Source organism: Streptomyces pallidus (ex Mingjun et al. 2026) (assembly GCF_051550185.1).
Lineage (GTDB): Bacteria > Actinomycetota > Actinomycetes > Streptomycetales > Streptomycetaceae > Streptomyces.
On record NZ_CP196181.1, the window covers coordinates 1,935,070 to 1,951,992 of the forward strand.

Consider the following 16,923-nt stretch of genomic DNA (forward strand, 5'->3'; position numbering starts at 1 on the left):
GGACCGGCGGGTGTACCTGCGGAGCCACCCGCTGCTGTTCGGGCTGCTCGCCGCGACGCGGGGCGGGCGCGGGGTGCGCCGACTCGGCCGGACCGTGCTGGTCCACGACCCGGCCGCGTACCGGGAGGTCCTGACCCGGCTCCCGCTCGACCGTACGGCCACCGGCACCACCGGCGGCGCGGCGCGCGAGGCGCTGGCGGGGTCCGGCTCCCCCGGCGGCGGCGTGCTGTTCGACCAGGAGGGCAGCGCCCACCGGGCGGACCGGCGCTCCCTCGCCGACGGGCTCGGCGCGACCGGGGTGGAGCAACTGCGCGCGAGGTGGCGCCCGTTGCTGGAACAACGGCTCGCGCCCCTCGCCGCGGGAGGCGAAGTGGACCTGGTGGCCCTGGCCCGGGAGCTGTCCGGGACCGTGGTCCGCGACCTGCTGGGCACGGACGCGGAACCGGTGGCGGTGGCCCTCGCGGCCGCCGACGCCGCGGCGGCCTCGGTCCGCGACCACCTCCCGGGCGTCCGCCGCCCCGACGCTTCGGCAGCAGCCGCCCGCACGGCCCGCACCCTGCGCGACCTGCTGGGCGGAGGCGGGACCGCGAGCGCGGGCGCACCCGCGGCGGAGGGCGCGCTGGCGGCGATGGTGGCCGTGGCTGCCGTCAACACCACGGTTGCCGCGCTGCCCCGGGCCGTGGGCTGGTGTGCCGACGCCGGGCTGTGGGAGCAGGCCGCCGACCCCGCGCTGCAGCCGCGGCTGGTGGACGAGTTGCTGCGGGTGACCGCCGCCTCGCCGGTGCTGCCGCGGGTGGCCGCCTCGGACGGCAGCGTCGGCGGCTGCCCGGTCCGCGGCGGCGACCGGCTGCTGCTGGTCGCCCGGCATGCCGCCACGGCGCACCGGCGCGACCCCGACCCCCTGGATCCGGCCGCTCCGGCCGACGCCCACCTGGTGTTCGGTGCAGGCCCGCACGCCTGCCCCGGCGCCCGGCTGGCCCGGGCCCAGCTGGCCGACGTACTGGCGGCGCTGGCCCCGTACCGGCCGCAGGTCGTCCGGGCCCGGGTGGACCGGCGGGCGGCCCTGCCCGGCTGGCGGGTCCTCACCGTGAAGGGGGCGGGCGCGTGATCCGGATCGCGGTCACGGGGGCGAGCGGCTTCTGCGGCGGGCACGTGGCCCGGGCGGCCGCCGCCCGCGGGGCGCAGGTGGTGTGCGTGGGCCGGCGGCCCGGACCGGTCGGGGAGCACCGCTTCTGGGACGCCGCGGGCGAACTGCCGGACCTGGCCGGGACGGACCTCGTCGTGCACTGCGCGGCAGCGGTCGGCGACCCGGCCCCCGGCTCACCGGCCGAGGCGCAGATGCACGCGGTCAACGTGGGCGGCACCGAGCGGCTGCTGCGGGCCGCGGGCGGCAGGCCGGTGGTGTGGGTGAGCAGCGCGAGCGTGTACGACCCCCGCCCGGACCGCAGCCTGGTCGGCGAGGGCCATCCGCGCACCGGCCAGCTGAACGCCTACGGACGGACCAAGGCGGAGGGCGAGGCGCTGGCCCTCGCCGCGGGGGCGGTGGTGCTGAGGCCGCGGGCGGTGTACGGCCCGGGGGACACGACGCTGCTCCCCCGCATCGTGTCCCGGGTGCGGGCGGGGACCCTGTTCCTGCCGGGCCCGGACGTCCTGCTCAGCCTGACGGCGGTGGAGAACCTGGCCGACGCGGCGCTGGCGGCGGCCGGCTGGACGCCGGGCGCGTACAACGTGGCCGACGCGGACCCGTACGCCCGCGACGCCACGGTGCTCCGGGTGCTGCGCGCCCACGGCATCACGGCCCGCATCCGCCACCTCCCGCCGGGCCTGGCCCGTACGGCCGCCCGCGCCGCGGAGGCCCTGGCCCGCGGCGGCGAACCGCTGCTGAGCCGCTACGCGGTGGACCAGCTGGCCCACTCCGTGGTCCTGGACCTCACCCGCGCCCGCACCCAGGGCTGGACCCCGCGCCACGCCCTGGACCACTACCTGACGACCCTGCCGGGCGGCGCGTAGCCGCGGCCGGCACGCGGCCACCCCGCAGCCCGACCGCGGCGGATGCATGGCCGACCCGCCGACGGGCTGCCTCGGTTCGTGGTCACGGTCCTGCCGGCCGAAACCCGGCCGTTCTGCGTGGACTTCGACAGCCCCGTGTCCGTCCGAGGAGACGTGACCGACCGACGACGGGGGCAACGCGTACACCTCCGAGCTGCGCTTCGTGGCGGTGGACGAGGGCTGCGGGCAGGACGGGGGTCGTGGGTGAGCGTCAGGCCGGGGCGCGGCCGGGGCGGAGCGTCACGATGACCGGCCAGAGGAGGCTGTAGAGCAGGATCTTGGTGAGCGGGTTCAGCCAGGCGAGGAGGAGGGCTCCGCGTTCCAGGCCGCCGACGAGCCACACCATGCCGAGCAGCAGGGCACAGCCGACGGTGTACGCCAGCAGGAAGCGGAGCCAGGAGCGCCACTCCTGCCGGACGCGGGCCCGGCCGTACAGGACGGGCCGCGGCTCCGGCTCCTCGGCGGCGTCCCCGAAGCGGCGGGCGAACCTGGCGTCGGCCCAGCGCAGGGTGTCGTGCCCGAAGGCCACGGTGAAGCCCAGGTAGGCGGCCGAGAGCCCGTGCCAGATGCTCACCCCGGCCCCGTCCCGCAGGCTGAGGACGGTGGCCGCGAGCAGCACGACGTCGATCAGCGGGACGCACAGCAGGAGCGCGCCGCCGAAGCGTCTCCATCCCTTGGCGTAGCGGGCGGCGAGGCCGGCCGCCAGGAGCACCCAGAAGAGCACGTCGCAGACAATGATCACGTACAGGATGGCTCGTCCACCTCTTGGTGCGTCGTGGCGCGGCGTGGCACGGCGTGTGCCGCACGGCCCGGGCCCCGTGCCTCCCCCCGGTACTCACCAGTCTACGAGCCGACTGCGGCCAGCACTTCACCCTCCATGACGAACCGCCGTTCCGTACCGGCCCGTTGGCCGGTACGGGGCGGCGGTCAAGGCTTTGCGCCCCTTCGCCGGCCTGCTGGCACGGGTCCGCTCGGGCGCGCTGCGCGGCTCTCGCACGCGAACGCCCCTGTGCGACCGGGCGGTCGGCGAGGTCGCCGCCGAACGCGACCCGGCCCGCCGCCCCCTGGCCGCTGCGGGCGGCCGCCCGGGCACGGCGGTGGCGCGGTCCTGTGAGCGGTCGGTGGCCGCGACCCGCGGTACGGCGGGGCGGGGGGCGCGCCGCGGATCACGGGCCGCCAGACGGCGGTGCTCACCCTGATGGCGGAAGGCGACGGTACTGCCGTGGCCTTCCGTCACCGCGCCCACGCGGTCGCCCGCGCCCCGCCAACGGCCCCATCCGACCCCGGCGGGGGCGGACGTCAGCCCTCGCCCTGGATCACCCCTCGTCGGGGGTGAGGCGCAGCGAGATCGAGTTGATGCAGTAGCGCTGGTCCGTGGGGGTCGGATAGCCCTCACCTTCGAACACGTGGCCGAGGTGGGAGCCGCAGCGGGCGCAGAGGACCTCCGTACGGACCATGCCGTGCGAGGTGTCCGCGCGCAGCTCGACCGCGTCCGTGTCCTTCGGGTCGTAGAAGGACGGCCAGCCGCAGTGCGACTCGAACTTCTCGTCGGAGCGGAAGAGCTCGGCGCCGCAGGCCCGGCAGCTGTAGACGCCGGGCGTCTTGGTGTCCGTGTACTCACCGCGGAACGCCGGCTCGGTCCCCGCCAGCCGCAGGACCTGGTACTCGGACGGCGTCAGCTCCGCCTGCCACTGCTCGTCCGTCTTCTCGACCTCGTACGCCATGACTCTTCCGCTCCCTTCGTGCCCTGTCCCTCGTGTCCGGCCCGTCAGCCGGACAGGCGGGCCAGGATCGCCGGACCGAGGTCCGTGACGTCTCCCGCGCCCATCGTCAGAACGAGATCACCCGGCTTCGCCATTCCCGCGATGACCTCGGCGACGGCGGCCTTGTCGTGCTCGGCGGTGACGTCGGCACCCGCGGCGCGCGCGGCCGCGATGATGATCTCGCTGGTGACGCCCGGGATCGGGTCCTCACGGGCCGGGTAGATGTCCAGGACCACGGCGGAGTCGGCGAGGGCGAGGGACTGGCCCATCTCCTTGCCCAGCTCCTGCGTGCGCGAGAACAGGTGCGGCTGGAAGACGACCAGGATCCGGGAGTCGCCGGCCGCGCCGCGGATGGCCTCCAGGTCGGCGGTCATCTCGGTGGGGTGGTGCGCGTAGGAGTCGATGACCTGCACGCCGGCGGCCTCGCCCTTGAGCTGGAGGCGGCGCTTGACGCCGGTGTACTTGCCGAGCGCGGCGGCCAGGTCCTCGGCCGGGATGCCGAGGGCCACGCCGGCGGCGAGGGCGGCGACGGCGTTGTGCGCGTAGTGGCGGCCGGGCACGGAGACGGTGAAGACGATCTCGCGGCCGTCGATCACGACCGAGACCTCGCTGGTCAGGCCGCGGGGGGTGATCTTCCGGATCCAGACGTCGGAGCCCTCGTCCTCACCGTAGGTGGTGATCGTCAGCTGGGGGTTGCCGCTGACGCGGGCGGCGATCTCGGCCGCGCCGGCCTGGCCGTGGGCGACGACCAGGGTGCCGCCGGGCACGATCTTGCCGACGAAGGTCTCGAAGGACTCGTAGATCTCGTCCATCGACGCGTAGTTCGCGTGGTGGTCGAGCTCCGCGTTCAGGATGATCGCGACCTGCGGCGCGTACTTGTGGAAGCTGCGGTCGCTCTCGTCCGCCTCGGCCACGAAGATGTCGCCGGTGCCGTGGTGGGCGTTGGAGCCCGGGGCGTCGAGGTCGCCGCCGATGGCGTACGAGGGGTCCAGACCGAGGGCCGACAGCGAGACCGCCAGCATCGAGGTGGTGGTGGTCTTGCCGTGGGTGCCGGCGACGGCGATCGGCCGGAGGCCGTCCATCAGGGCGGCGAGGGCGTCGGAGCGGTGCACGACGGGCACGCCGAGCTCGGCGGCGCGGGCCAGCTCGGGGTTGTCGGCGCGGATCGCGCTGGAGACGACCACGCAGGTGGCGTCGTCGGCGAGGTGGCCGGCGGCGTGCCCGATGTGCACCGTCGCACCGTGGGCGCGCAGCGCCCCGGCGGTGTCGGAGTCGCGGGCGTCGCTGCCGGCGACCCGGGCGCCGCGCTGGGCGAGGATCTTCGCGATGCCGGACATCCCGGCGCCGCCGATGCCGATGAAGTGCGGGCGTTCCATGGCGTTCGGCAGGCCGGGCGGCGGCGTCATATCGGGGCTCCCCAAGGTGCGGGTCGGGCGGTACGGGCTGTACGGGCTGTTTGTCCGTGCGTGCCGAGCGGGTCTGCCGGACGGCCCGCGGTACGGGCCGGCCCGACGGGCTCGACGGGTGTGTCGGACGCCAGCCTATTCGTTGTGGGCGAAGAGCTTGAGCACGGGAACCCCGACCTTGTGGCGGGCGCGGGAGGCCCAGTCCCGGTGGAAGAACTCCTCGACGAAGTGCGGGGCGGTCAGAACGATCACCTCGTCGGCGTTCGAACCCTCGACGACCTCGCGCAGCCTGTCGAGCGGGTGGTGCTGCACGATCTGCCCGTCGGCCCGGGCCCCCTTTCTCCGCAGGACCTCCAGCGAGTGGGCGAGGGCCTGCTCGGCGGGGCCGAGCGCGGCCTCCCCCTCGGGGATGTCGGCCTCGTGGATCGCCTCGGGCAGCTCGCCGAGGGCGACGTCGTCGATGGCGCGCAGCAGCCGGTCCTGGTCGCCCCTGGGCTGCATGAGCACGATGAAGGAGACCGGGTCGTCCCCGTGCAGGGTGGTGACGAAGTCCGCGTCGACGGCGGTCAACGGCTGCTCGATCATCAAAACGCTCGTGAACACGGACGCCCTCTCCTCCATGGGCCGCGACCGGGCGGCCGCGCCCTGCGGAAACCATCCTGCCCCGCTCTCGCACGGGGCGTGCGCAGATATATGTGCCCAGCGGACGCAGAGCGGAACGAGGAATTCCGCTTTTGTCAGATCCGACGGTAGCTCGTGAAGAGGAACCCGGCCTCCTCCAGCACGGAGGCCGGCGCGAGCCGGTGCGGCACGGCCACCGCGGGCCCTCCGGCGATGCGCTGGGCGTCACCGGCCGTGAGCATCGGGGAGATCGTCAGGCACAGCTCGTCGAGCACGTCCGCGGCCACGAACTGGCCCAGCAGCCGGGGCCCGCCCTCGGTGAGCTGGCGGCGCAGCCCGCGGTCCGCGAGCTCCCGTACCGCACGGGCCGGATCCACGGCGGCCCCGTCCCCGGCGACGACGACCTCGACCCCGGCCTTGGCCGCGGCCGCCACCTTGTCGGAGGGCGCGCCGGCACCGGTGACGAGCAGCGTCGGCACCAGCGGGGAGGTGAACAGCGGCAGCGAGTAGTCCAGGTCCGCCCCGGCCGTGACCACGGCGATGGCGGGCGCGGGCCCCTGCCCGGCTGCCGCACGGCGCGCGGCGAAGGCCTCCCGCGCGCGGGCCGGGCGGTAGCCCTCCTGGCGAACCGTTTCCGCGCCGGCGATCACCACGTCGGCCAGCGCCCGCAGGGTGCCGAAGATCCGCATGTCGGTCTCGCCGGAGATCGGCTGCGAGCGGCCGTCGTGCTGGGCGGCCCCGTCCAGGGTCGACACCATGTTGGCGCGCAGCCAGTGGCCGTCCGGCCCGATCTCGGGGTACGCGTAGGCCTCCGCCAGCTCGTCCAGCGACCACTCCCGGTCCTCGCAGTGCGCGGGGAGGGGGGCGGAGCCGTCCGTGGGGCCGGCCGCGGGGCGGGTCGCGGGGCGGTCAGCGGGGCCGGGTGTCTGATCGGTCACAGGGAACAGGCGTCGCATCGGTGCAGTGTGCCACGCCGCGTACAGTGAGGAGCTGTGCCAACATCACTCTCCGCCTCCGGTTCCACCCACGGGCGATCCCCGATAGCCGACGCGGGCCCGCAGTCCCTGTGCGCCCGCGAGCCCCGGGTGCCCGCCGAACGGCTGGTGGCCGAGATGGTGCCCCCGCCGCGCTTCGACTCCGTGCGCTTCGACACCTACGTGCCGGACCCCACCCAGCCGAGCCAGGCCGAGGCGGTCACCGTCCTCAGCGGCTTCGCCGCCGGGCTGGGCGGAGCGCACGCCACCGGCTCCGGCAAGCGCCGCTGGTTCTCCCGCACCCCGAAGGCCGCGGCCCCCGCCGCGCCCCGCGGGGTGTACCTCGACGGCGGCTACGGCGTCGGCAAGACCCACCTGCTGGCCTCCCTGTGGCACGCCACCCCGGCCGAGCCCGCACTGAAGGCCTTCGGCACCTTCGTGGAGCTGACCAACCTGGTCGGCGCCCTCGGCTTCCAGCAGACCGTGGACACCCTGGGCGGGCACCGGCTGCTGTGCATCGACGAGTTCGAGCTCGACGACCCGGGCGACACCGTGCTCGTCTCCTCGCTGCTCAGCCGGCTCGTCGAACGGGGCGTGGCGCTCGCCGCCACCTCCAACACTCTGCCCGGAAAGCTCGGCGAGGGCCGGTTCGCGGCCGCGGACTTCCTGCGCGAGATCCAGGGCCTCTCCGCCCACTTCCGGCCGCTGCGCATCGACGGCCAGGACTACCGCCACCGCGGGCTGCCGGAGGCGCCGGCGCCGTTCTCGGACGAGCAGGTGGCGAAGGCCGCGTACGCCACCGAGGGCGCGAGCCTCGACGACTTCCCCGGCCTGCTCGACCACCTGGCCAAGGTGCACCCGAGCCGGTACGGCGCCCTCACCGACGGCATGACCGCGGTCTGCCTCACCGACGTGGTCCCGGTGCCGGACCAGTCGACCGCGCTGCGGCTCGTCGTGCTCGCGGACCGGCTGTACGACCGTGAGATACCGGTGCTCGCCTCGGGCGTGCCGTTCGACAAGCTGTTCAGTGACGAGATGCTGAACGGCGGCTACCGCAAGAAGTACTTCCGCGCCATATCCCGGCTCACGGCCCTGGCGCGCGACGCGAAACCCCTGGTGGCCCAGTAGGTTTGGGGGCACCGGGCCGCTTTCCTCACGGGCGGACCGGTTGTTCCTCATTCTCCTGCGAAGGGATACCGCGATCATGGCCACCACCCGTCACGCACACACCGTCTGGGAAGGCAACCTGCTGGAGGGCAAGGGTGTCGTCACCCTCGACTCCTCGGGCATCGGGTCGTACGACGTCTCCTGGCCCTCGCGCGCGGAGGCGGCGAACGGCAAGACCAGCCCGGAAGAGCTGATCGCGGCCGCGCACTCCAGCTGCTTCTCGATGGCCCTGTCCCACGGCCTCGCCGGCGCGGGCACGCCGCCGGAGCGCCTGGAGACCAAGGCCGACGTCACCTTCCAGCCGGGCGAGGGCATCACCGGCATCCACCTGACGGTGGAGGGCGTCGTTCCCGGGCTGGACGAGGCGGGCTTCCAGGCCGCAGCCGAGGACGCCAAGAAGAACTGCCCGGTGAGCCAGGCGCTGACCGGCACGACCATCACCCTGAGCGCCAGCCTCGCCTGACGCCCCACCACGGCCCCGGCCCCCGCCCGGTGCGACGCCTCGGTCCCGCCGGGGCGGTGCCGGGTCCCGCTACGAGCGCCCGGCACGGCTGCGCGGGACGTCCGAGCCGGGGCGCGCCCTGGTTCCGTACGCGCCCTGCCCACGTCCGCGCCTACCCGGCGCGGCACCTGCATCCCGCCGGCCCACGCCGGGACCCCGTCGGACGGCAGGGCCCGGGCCGGTTCCGGCGGACCGGCCCGGATATTCGATGCGGCGCCGGAGTCCCGGGCGCGGGGCGGGGGTGCGGGCGGCCGGTGGGGTGAGGGGGCGGCGGGGTGCCCGGCAGTGGGGTGGCGGGCGTGGTACCACGGGCCGGTCAACTGCCGCCCTCGCCCCGGGGAACCGCCATGTCCCTCTCCCGCCGCAGTCTGCTCGCCGCCGCCGGCATCACCCTCGCCGGGAGCATCGGCGTGCTCCACGCCGCCGATCCGCGCGCCGCCGCCCGGGCACGGGCCGGGTACGGGCCCCTCCTGCCCGACCCCCACGGCCTGCTCGACCTGCCCGCCGGGTTCACGTACCGCGTGCTGTCCCGCGCCGGCGACCCGCTGCGCTCCGGCGAGGGCACCGTGCCCGCCAACTGCGACGGCATGGCCGCCTTCGCAGCCGGCGCCGCCGGCGGGGTCCGGCTCGTCCGCAACCACGAGAACCGGACCACCGCCTCCGTGCGCGTCCCGGCCGTCGACGGTCTGACCTACGACCCCGCCGCCCTCGGCGGCTGCACCCTCCTCGACCTCGACCCGGCCGGCGCCGTCACGACAGAGCGCGTCGCCCTCGCCGGCACCGCCGTCAACTGCGCGGGCGGCCGCACCCCCTGGAACACCTGGTTGAGCTGCGAGGAGACCGAGGACCGGGCGGGCACCTCCGGCTACACCCGGGACCACGGCTACGTGTTCGAGGTCGACCCCGCCGACCCGCACCGCTCCGGCGCCGTCCCCCTGACCGCCCTGGGCCGCTTCGCGCACGAGGCCGTCGCCGTGGACCCGCACCGCGGCACCGTCTTCGAGACGGAGGACGCCTTCGTCGAACCGTTCGGGCTCTTCTTCCGCTTCCTGCCGGCGCAGCCCCTCGGCGGCCCCGGCTCCCTGCGGGCCGGCGGGCGCCTGGAGGCGTTGCGCGTGCCGGGCGTGCCGGACCTGTCCGTGGTCACCGAGCCCGGCACCGAGTTCCCGGCGGAGTGGGTCCCCGTACCCGACCCCTCGGCGGCCGACACCCCGATCCGCTTCCAGGACTTCGGGCCGGGCGGCATCACCCACGCCCAGAAGCTGGAGGGCTGCTACTGGGGCGACGGCGGTGTCCACTTCGTCTCCAGCTTCGCCCGCAGCAGCGAGGGGTCCGCGGCCGACCACCACGGCCAGGTGTGGTTCCACGACCCGCGGCGGGGCACGGTCCGGCTGGACGTCGTCTTCGGGCCGGCCACCGACGTACGGCTTCCCGGCGACTCCCCCGACAACATCTGCCTGGCCCCCGACGGCGGCCTGATGGTGTGCGAGGACGGCGGCGGCGCCCAGTACGTGTTCGGGGTCACCCCGGTCGGCGAGGTCTACCCGGTGGCCCGCAACGCCGACGACATCGGCCGGCCCGGTGCCCCGGAGTACGGCGAGTTCGCCGGGGTGACCTTCTCCCCGGACGGACGCACCATGTACGTCAACGCCTACACCCCCGGCACCACCTTCGCCGTGACCGGCCCCTGGCACTGACCGGTCCGGGCCCGACCCGGGCCCGGACCCCCGACCCGACCCGCCCGGCCCCGCCCTCCCCGTCACCGCCGACGGGGCCCCCGCCGAGGCCGCTCCCCGCGCCGGACGGGGGATTGGCCTGCCCGTCACCGTGCCGCGAACATCTGCCGATCAGATCGTCATATATTTTGCCTGCGTGACCCTTTCTGTGCGCAATGCGGTGGCCACGGCCGCCCTCGGTGCCGCGCTCTGCACCGCCCTCGCCGGGTGCGGAGGCGGTGGCACCCCCTCCGGCCAGGGCGGGCAGGCCCGTCTGGGCACCCCCGCCGCCCCCGCGCCGGCGGCGTCCTCCCCCCACACCCCCGAGTCCGCCCCGTCCGCCGCACCCGGCGCCGGCCCCGGCAAGGCTCCGATGCTCCCGCTCGGCCCGAACGGCCTCACCCCGGTCTTCGAACGGGCGAAGCAGCAGACCGAGAAGACCGTCGCCCTGACCTTCGACGCCGACATGACCTCGGACCAGGGCCCGCGCGCCGCCGGCGGCGAGCACTTCGACAACCCCCAGCTGATCTCCACGCTGCGGACCCTGAAGGTGCCGTCCACGATCTTCATGACGGGCCGCTGGGCCGAGGAGTACCCCGACCAGGCGAAGGCGATCGGCACCGACCCGAACTTCGAGATCGCCAACCACTCCTACAGCCACCACGCCTTCAAGTCCCCCTGCTACGGGCTGCCCGCCCTCGACGCCGCGGCCGCCCGGGCCGACGTGGACCGGGCCTTCGCCGCCTTCCGCACGGCGGGCGCCGTCAACACCGTCCCCTACTTCCGCTTCCCCGGCGGCTGCTACGACGACCAGGCGCTGCGGGCCCTGTCCACGGCCAAGGTCACCGCCGTCCAGTGGGACGTGGTCAGCGGGGACGCCTTCGCGAAGGACCCGAACGCGGTGGCGCAGCAGGTGCTCGCCGGGGTGAAGCCGGGCTCGGTGGTGGTCATGCACTGCACCCGCAGCGCCGCCCCGGTCACCGAGGAGGCCATCCGCAAGATCGTCCCGGAGCTCCGCACCCGCGGCTACCGCTTCGTGAAGGTGTCCGAGCTCATCGGGAAGTAGCGGCCGGGCCGGGCCTGCTCAGCCGCGCCGCCGCGCGACCAGGCAGGCCACCGCCCCCGCCCCGCACGCGAGCAGCAGCGCCGACGCGGCGGCCGCCGCCAGCCCGCCCGACGCCACCGTGCCCGTACGGGACCCCACGACCAGGGCCGTCACCGCGACGCGGGCCGGAGATCCCGGCAGGCCCAGGGCAGCCAGCGAACCCAGGCCGCCGGCCAGGACCGCGAAGCCCGTCGGGCGCACCAGCGGCCGACTGCCCAGCGTCCCTGCCGCCGTACCGGCCAGCGCGCAGGCCGACACCGCCAGGGCCGCGGCGGCCTCGGCCGTCCCGGCCGGCACCCCGGCGCGCCCGCCGACCAGCAGCACGGCCGCGGCGGCCGCCGCCCCGGCGAGCAACGCCCCGCCCAGGGCGGTCAGCAGGGCCGCCGCGTGCACCCGTACGGGACCTGCAGCGGCGGCCGCGCAATCGCGCGCGGCATCGGGCTCGCCGGTGACGCAGACCCGGACCAGCCAGGCGGCGACGGGCACCAGCCCGGCCGCCGCCCAGCCCAGCGCGTCGAGCACCGGCTCCCCGGGCCGGACCCCGGCGGCCACGAAGGCGGCATAGAGCAGCAGCGGCCCGAGCCACCGCTGCGAGCGCAGCAGCAGCGCGCTCTGGTAGCGGACCAGCCCGGGGAGCGGGGCACGCCCGGCGAAGACGGTCATGACAGTTCCTCCACGCTGCGGACGTGCCACGGCGGCGTCGCCGTGAGCAGGGCGCGCAGCACGGCGTCGGACCGGTCCTCGGCCACCGTGACCAGCAGGTTCCCGTCGGGCGTGAGCGAGGCGGTGTCCAGCCCGTGCGGTGGCGCCGCACCGGCCGCTCCGGCCGCCGCCCGGATCCGCACCCGTGTCTGCGGCCGGGGCCGGGCTCCGGCCGTCCCGTACGCGCCCTCCCCCGCCGTGACCACCGGGACCACCGGGACCACCGGCACGGGGACGAGTCCGGTCCCCTCCACCCGGTGCCGGGCGCAGGGCGCGCCCGCGAGCCGCGCCGGGTCGTGGTCGACGAAGACCACCGCCCCGCCGGCGGACGTCCGCTCGGCCACGGCCCGGTCCAGCTCGACGCGGGCGGGCGCGTCGAGGCCGGTCCAGGCCTCGTCGAGGACGAGCCGACCGGGCTCGGCCAGCAGGGCCTGGGCGACGGCGACCTTCTGGCTGCTGCCCTTGGACAGTTCGGCGAGCGGGGTGCGGGCTTGCCCGCCGGCCCCGAACCGCTCCAGCCAGTACGCGGCCCGGCGCGCGGCCTCGGCCCGCGGCAGCCCGTGCACCCGACCCATGTGGGTGAGGTAGGAGCCCGCCGTGAGCGGCAGGACCGCCGGAAAGCGTTCGGGTACGAAGGCCGTGCGGCGCGGACGGCCGGTGACCCGCCCCTCCGTCGGGGCGTCGATCCCGGCGATGATCCGCATCAGCGTCGATTTGCCGCCGCCGTTGCGGCCCTCGATGCGCGCCAACGACCCCGGCGGCAGCTCCAGGCAGACGCCGCGCAGCACCCAGGGCCGCCGGGGCCCGTGGCGGCGTCCGACGCCGGTCAGCTTCAGTGGGCCGCCGCCGTAGCCTCGGTGACCTCGCTGGGCCGGACGATGACGAAGCCCTCGCCCGACAGCTTCAGTTGGACGGCCTCGCCGGAGCCGCCGCGCAGCATGGAGCCTATGGACTGGGAGCGGTGCAGGTGGGTCTCCAGCTGCGCGCTCCAGCCGACCACCGCGTCCGTGTCCACGTACACCGGGGACTGCGCGGTGACGGGTATGACGATCGGGTGGCCGTCGCAGACCACGGCGAGCTTGCCGGTGCCGGTGAAGAGGCTGTTGAAGAGGCCGCCGCCGGTCATGCCGGAGCCCTTCATCATCTTGATCTCGTAGGCGAGGGTGGAGTCGAAGCACAGGACGTTGCGCCCGTTGAGGGTCAGGGCGTCACCCGGTTCGAAGTCCACGATGAAGCAGTGGCCGGCCTGGTGGGCGAACCAGGCCTCGCCCTGGCCGCGTACGGACATCAGCGGCAGGCCCTCGCCGGTGACGGCGCGCTTGAGCATGCCGCCTATGCCCTGGCCCTTGCGCTCGAACCGGAGGTCGCCGCGGAAGGCGACCATCGAGCCCTGCCGGGCGAACATCTCGCCGTTGACGGCGTACTTCACCGACTTGGCGTTCTGCAGGGACATACCGGAGGCGTCCGCGGGCCGGACGAGATTCTCGGACGAGAAAAGGTCGCTCTTCATGAGCCCGATCCTCACCCGGCCGGCACCCCCTCGGCATCATCCCGGAGGCGGAACCTGGCATCCTTGGCAGGATGAGCAGCCAGGACACGCAGCACACTTCAGACGTACCCGCCGTGGGCGCCGACAGCCCGTTCCGGCAGGGGCGCGTCGCCCGCGACGACGCGCCGCAGTTCGTGCTCCCCCTGGTCGTACGGATCGAGAAGGCCGAACCCCCGGCCCGCACGGACGCGTTGGAGACGGCGGCCCGCGCGGTGCTCGTCCTGTTGTCGGACGAGCGGGCGCACGGCGAGGGCGAGTGGGCCGCGGCGGTGCGCGACTGGCAGGACGCGCGGATCCGGAAGGTGGTGCGGCGGGCGCGCGGCGCGGAGTGGCGCAAGGCCGGCGCCCTGCCCGGCATCACGGTGCACGGCGCAGCGGCGGAGGTACGGGTCTTCCCGCCGATCCCGCTCGACGGCTGGCCCAGGGAACTGGCCAAGCTCCAGGTGTCCGGCACCGACCTGGACGACGCGGCCCCGCCCGCCCCGCCCACCCCGGAGGTCCCGGTCCTGTGGCTCAACCCGGACCTGGAGATGTCCGCAGGCAAGGCCATGGCCCAGGCCGGCCACGCCGCCCAGCTCGCCTGGTGGGAACTGACCACCGCGGAACGGGCGGCCTGGCAGCGGTCGGGCTTCCCCCTCCAGGTCCGCACGGCGGACCGCACCACCTGGCCCGCCCTGACCACGAGCGGCCTCCCCCTGGTCCGCGACGCGGGCTTCACGGAGATCGCCCCCGGCTCGGCCACGGTCATCGCCGACCACCCGTCCCTCCGCTCCCGCCTGACGCCCCACTGACCCGCGGCCCCCGCCCGCCTGCCGGGTTGGGAATCGTGGGGCGGTGGCTGGAACCTCAGATGTTGCTCTGAACGTCCCCTTCCCGTGGTTGGCCCTGCTCCGGCGGGGTCATGACACCGGCACACGGGCCCGTACGCGGACCGCTGAGAGGGGGCAAGGGGACATGAAGCCCATGGAACGACTGGGGGTGGGCATCGGCTGGCGGCCCGAGATCGCCGACGCGATCGAGCGACTGCCCGGCCTGGACTGGGTCGAGGTGGTGGCCGAGAACATCTGCCCCGGCCACCTGCCCGACCCGTTGCTGCGGCTGCTCGACCGCGGGGTGCGGGTCGTGCCGCACGGGGTCTCGCTGGGCCTCGGCGGCGGCGACCGGCCCGACGCGCAGAAGCTGGCCGCGCTGGCCGACCGGGCGGCGGCCCTGGGGGCGCCGCTGGTCACCGAGCACATCGCGTTCGTGCGGACGTCCTCGCCGGTGCTGGAGGCCGGCCACCTGCTGCCGGTGCAGCGGACCCGGGAGGCCCTCGACGTGCTGTGCGAGAACGTCCGGATCGCGCAGGACGCCCTGCCGGTGCCGCTCGCGCTGGAGAACATCGCCGCGCTCGTCCGCTGGCCCGGCGAGGAGCTCACGGAGGCGCAGTTCCTGACGGAGCTCGTCGAGCGGACCGGGGTCCGGCTGCTGATCGACGTCGCCAACCTGCACACCAACCGGATCAACCGCGGCGAGGACCCGGCCGCGGTGCTGGACGGGATCCCGCTGGAGGCGCTGGCGTACGTGCACGTCGCCGGGGGCGTCGAGCGGGACGGGGTGTGGCACGACACGCACGCGCACCCGGTGCCGCCCGCCGTGCTGGACGTCCTGGCGGAGCTGGGCCGGCGGACGGCCCCGGCCGGGGTGCTGCTGGAGCGCGACGACGACTTCCCGGCGGAGGAGGAGCTCGCCGCGGAGCTGGACGTCATCCGTGCTGCCCTCGACACCGCCGCGCAGCCGGCCCCGCCCGTCGCGGGCGCGGGCGGCCCCGCGGTGGCGGACCCGGGTGCCGCCCGGATGCGGGTCGGGCTGGAGCAGGCCGCGCTGCTGTCCGCGCTGGTCGCCGGGACGCCCGTGCCCGAGGGCTTCGACCTCCGGCGCGTACGGGTGCAGGCGCGCGCCCTGGCCGCGAAGCGGGCCGACGTCGTCGCGAAGATCGCCCCCGAGCTCCCCGGGATCCTGGGCGGGCGGGCACCGTTCCGCGCGGCCTTCCTCGCGTACGCCCGCACCCGCCCCATGACCGGCGGCTACCGCCGGGACGCCCTCGACTTCGCCGAGGACCTGCTGATCCGGGACCTGCCCGCCGACCCCGCCGCCCGGCGCCGACTCACGGCCTGGTGGCAGGAGCGGGCCGGGGCGAGGCCGCCGCGGCGCATCGTGCGCTGGGCCCGCACCCTGCTGGGGAGGGCCGCGTGAGCTCCTTCGTCCTCGGCCTCTGCATCGCCGTCCTCGTCTCCTCGCTGCTGCTCGTCTCCGGGCTGCGGCGCGGCCGGCCGCGTACGACGGACCCGGCGCCGCGGCTTCACGACCTGTCCGAGGCCGCGTTCCTCACCGGCGGGCCGGGCGGGGTCGTGGACACCGCGCTCGTCTCGCTCCTGTGCGACGGCCGGATGGCCGGGGGCGGGCCCGGCATCGTCCAGGTCCGGTCCGGGGCCCGGGCCGCCGACCCGGCCGAGCGGGCCGTGCTCCGGGCGTACGCGCAGGCCCCGTCCGGTTGGCTGTACCAGGTGCGGTACGCCGCCATGATCGACCCCTCGGTCCAGGAGACCGGCGACGTCCTGGCGCACCGCGGGCTGCTCGCCCCGCCCGGCTGGGGGCGCACGTGGCGGCGCTGGGGCCGGATCCAGGCGGTCGTGTGCGGGGTCCTGCTGTTCCTGTCGGTGCCGATGTTCCTCTTCGCGGTCACGGTGGGCTCCGCCTCCGCGGCGCCGGCCTTCCTCGGCCTGTACCCGGCCCTGATCGTCGGCCTCGCCGTGGGCGCCGTGTGCGCGTCACGGGCCAAGCGGCGCATCACCCCGGCCGGGCAGCAGGCCCTGTCCGGGATGAGGGCGCTGTACGGGGGCGACGGCAGCCCGCAGGTGCGGACCGCCCTGTTCGGGCTGGGCGGCCTGCAGGACCCGTACCTGAAGTCCCTCCTGGCGCCGGCCGCCCGGGACACCCGGCTGGCCGCGGCCCAACACCGGTCCCGCCGCGCGGGACCCGTCGGCTCCGGCGCGACCGGCAGCCCCCGCCGCTTCGGTTCGGACGACGGCTGCGGGTCCTCCGCCCCGGACGTGCTGCCGGTCGTCTGGTGCGCGGGCAGCGACTCCGGTGGGTCCGGATCCGGTTCGGGTTGCGGCAGCAGCGGGTCGAGTTGCTCCGGCGGATCGAGCTGCGGCAGCGGGTCGAGTTGCTCCAGCAGTTCGAGTTGCTCCAGCGGCTCCAGTTGCTCCAGCGGTTCCAGCTGCAGCAGCACCTCCTGACGCTCCCTCAACCGGGCGACGGGCGGCCGACACCCGGCGGGGGTCCTGTACAACCACCCGCCCGGCGCATCTCATCGGATGATCCGAGG

17 protein-coding genes are annotated in these 16,923 nt (G+C 75.5%); 9 read left to right on the top strand and 8 right to left on the bottom strand.

Annotated features, from left to right (window positions below; translation table 11 throughout):
• Window positions 1-10 precede the first annotated feature (10 nt).
• Together ACSHWO_RS08340 and ACSHWO_RS08345 are read left to right on the top strand one after the other, a co-directional pair.
• Window positions 11-1,108, top strand: coding sequence for a cytochrome P450 (locus tag ACSHWO_RS08340; RefSeq protein ID WP_438310845.1), 1,098 nt, complete (start codon window positions 11-13; stop codon window positions 1,106-1,108).
• Window positions 1,105-2,010: an NAD-dependent epimerase/dehydratase family protein gene (locus ACSHWO_RS08345; RefSeq protein ID WP_438310847.1), complete on the top strand. Its 906-nt coding sequence runs from the start codon at window positions 1,105-1,107 to the stop codon at window positions 2,008-2,010. Before ACSHWO_RS08340 ends, ACSHWO_RS08345 begins: the two co-directional genes overlap by 4 nt.
• Window positions 2,011-2,260: 250 nt before the next feature.
• On the opposite strand, the gene ACSHWO_RS08350 is transcribed toward ACSHWO_RS08345, so the two are convergent.
• The 5 genes from ACSHWO_RS08350 to ACSHWO_RS08370 form a co-directional block, all read right to left on the bottom strand.
• Entirely contained in the window at window positions 2,261-2,791 is a 531-nt protein-coding gene (locus ACSHWO_RS08350) for a hypothetical protein (RefSeq protein WP_438310849.1), read from the bottom strand.
• Window positions 2,792-3,365: 574 nt separating this feature from the next.
• Window positions 3,366-3,773, bottom strand: a complete 408-nt coding sequence (gene msrB / locus ACSHWO_RS08355; RefSeq protein ID WP_361089617.1) for a peptide-methionine (R)-S-oxide reductase MsrB — start codon at window positions 3,771-3,773, stop codon at window positions 3,366-3,368.
• Window positions 3,774-3,817: 44 nt separating this feature from the next.
• A complete protein-coding gene (gene murC / locus ACSHWO_RS08360; protein ID WP_438310851.1) occupies window positions 3,818-5,218 on the bottom strand; it encodes a UDP-N-acetylmuramate--L-alanine ligase in 1,401 nt (466 codons plus the stop codon).
• A 135-nt stretch (window positions 5,219-5,353) separates the two neighbouring features.
• Entirely contained in the window at window positions 5,354-5,821 is a 468-nt protein-coding gene (locus ACSHWO_RS08365; RefSeq protein WP_361089613.1) for an indole-3-glycerol phosphate synthase, read from the bottom strand.
• A 134-nt stretch (window positions 5,822-5,955) separates the two neighbouring features.
• Entirely contained in the window at window positions 5,956-6,795 is an 840-nt protein-coding gene (locus ACSHWO_RS08370; RefSeq protein ID WP_438310853.1) for a pyrimidine reductase family protein, read from the bottom strand.
• Between the two features lie 36 nt (window positions 6,796-6,831).
• On the opposite strand from ACSHWO_RS08370, the gene zapE reads away from it, so the two are divergent.
• The 4 genes from zapE to ACSHWO_RS08390 all read left to right on the top strand — a co-directional run bounded on the left by zapE (window position 6,832) and on the right by ACSHWO_RS08390 (window position 11,263).
• Window positions 6,832-7,941, top strand: a complete 1,110-nt coding sequence (gene zapE / locus ACSHWO_RS08375) for a cell division protein ZapE (protein WP_385805357.1) — start codon at window positions 6,832-6,834, stop codon at window positions 7,939-7,941.
• Between the two features lie 76 nt (window positions 7,942-8,017).
• Window positions 8,018-8,443, top strand: coding sequence for an OsmC family protein (locus ACSHWO_RS08380; RefSeq protein WP_361089607.1), 426 nt, complete (start codon window positions 8,018-8,020; stop codon window positions 8,441-8,443).
• Window positions 8,444-8,829: 386 nt separating this feature from the next.
• On the top strand, window positions 8,830-10,179 hold the full coding sequence (locus ACSHWO_RS08385; protein WP_438310856.1) for an alkaline phosphatase PhoX: 1,350 nt from the start codon (window positions 8,830-8,832) through the stop codon (window positions 10,177-10,179).
• A gap of 175 nt (window positions 10,180-10,354) precedes the next feature.
• Window positions 10,355-11,263 (top strand): polysaccharide deacetylase family protein, encoded by a 909-nt coding sequence (locus tag ACSHWO_RS08390; RefSeq protein WP_438310858.1) that lies wholly within the window; start codon window positions 10,355-10,357, stop codon window positions 11,261-11,263.
• Between the two features lie 18 nt (window positions 11,264-11,281).
• Here ACSHWO_RS08390 and ACSHWO_RS08395 read toward each other — a convergent pair whose 3' ends face one another.
• The 3 genes from ACSHWO_RS08395 to ACSHWO_RS08405 are packed head-to-tail and all read right to left on the bottom strand — an operon-like array spanning window position 11,282 to window position 13,514.
• Window positions 11,282-11,965: an ABC transporter gene (locus ACSHWO_RS08395; RefSeq protein WP_438310860.1), complete on the bottom strand. Its 684-nt coding sequence runs from the start codon at window positions 11,963-11,965 to the stop codon at window positions 11,282-11,284.
• The gene (locus ACSHWO_RS08400) at window positions 11,962-12,840 is read right to left on the bottom strand and encodes an ABC transporter ATP-binding protein (RefSeq protein ID WP_438319015.1); all 879 of its coding nucleotides are present in this window, start codon (window positions 12,838-12,840) and stop codon (window positions 11,962-11,964) included. Before ACSHWO_RS08400 ends, ACSHWO_RS08395 begins: the two co-directional genes overlap by 4 nt.
• Window positions 12,837-13,514 (bottom strand): AIM24 family protein, encoded by a 678-nt coding sequence (locus tag ACSHWO_RS08405; RefSeq protein WP_385805360.1) that lies wholly within the window; start codon window positions 13,512-13,514, stop codon window positions 12,837-12,839. Before ACSHWO_RS08405 ends, ACSHWO_RS08400 begins: the two co-directional genes overlap by 4 nt.
• A gap of 71 nt (window positions 13,515-13,585) precedes the next feature.
• Between ACSHWO_RS08405 and ACSHWO_RS08410 the strand changes: the two genes are divergently transcribed.
• The 3 genes from ACSHWO_RS08410 to ACSHWO_RS08420 all read left to right on the top strand — a co-directional run bounded on the left by ACSHWO_RS08410 (window position 13,586) and on the right by ACSHWO_RS08420 (window position 16,834).
• On the top strand, window positions 13,586-14,344 hold the full coding sequence (locus tag ACSHWO_RS08410) for an aminoacyl-tRNA hydrolase (protein WP_385805361.1): 759 nt from the start codon (window positions 13,586-13,588) through the stop codon (window positions 14,342-14,344).
• A gap of 172 nt (window positions 14,345-14,516) precedes the next feature.
• Window positions 14,517-15,788, top strand: a complete 1,272-nt coding sequence (locus ACSHWO_RS08415; protein WP_438310862.1) for a DUF692 domain-containing protein — start codon at window positions 14,517-14,519, stop codon at window positions 15,786-15,788.
• Window positions 15,785-16,834: a TIGR04222 domain-containing membrane protein gene (locus tag ACSHWO_RS08420; RefSeq protein ID WP_438310864.1), complete on the top strand. Its 1,050-nt coding sequence runs from the start codon at window positions 15,785-15,787 to the stop codon at window positions 16,832-16,834. The genes ACSHWO_RS08415 and ACSHWO_RS08420 overlap by 4 nt, the downstream gene beginning before the upstream one ends.
• Window positions 16,835-16,923 lie beyond the last annotated feature (89 nt).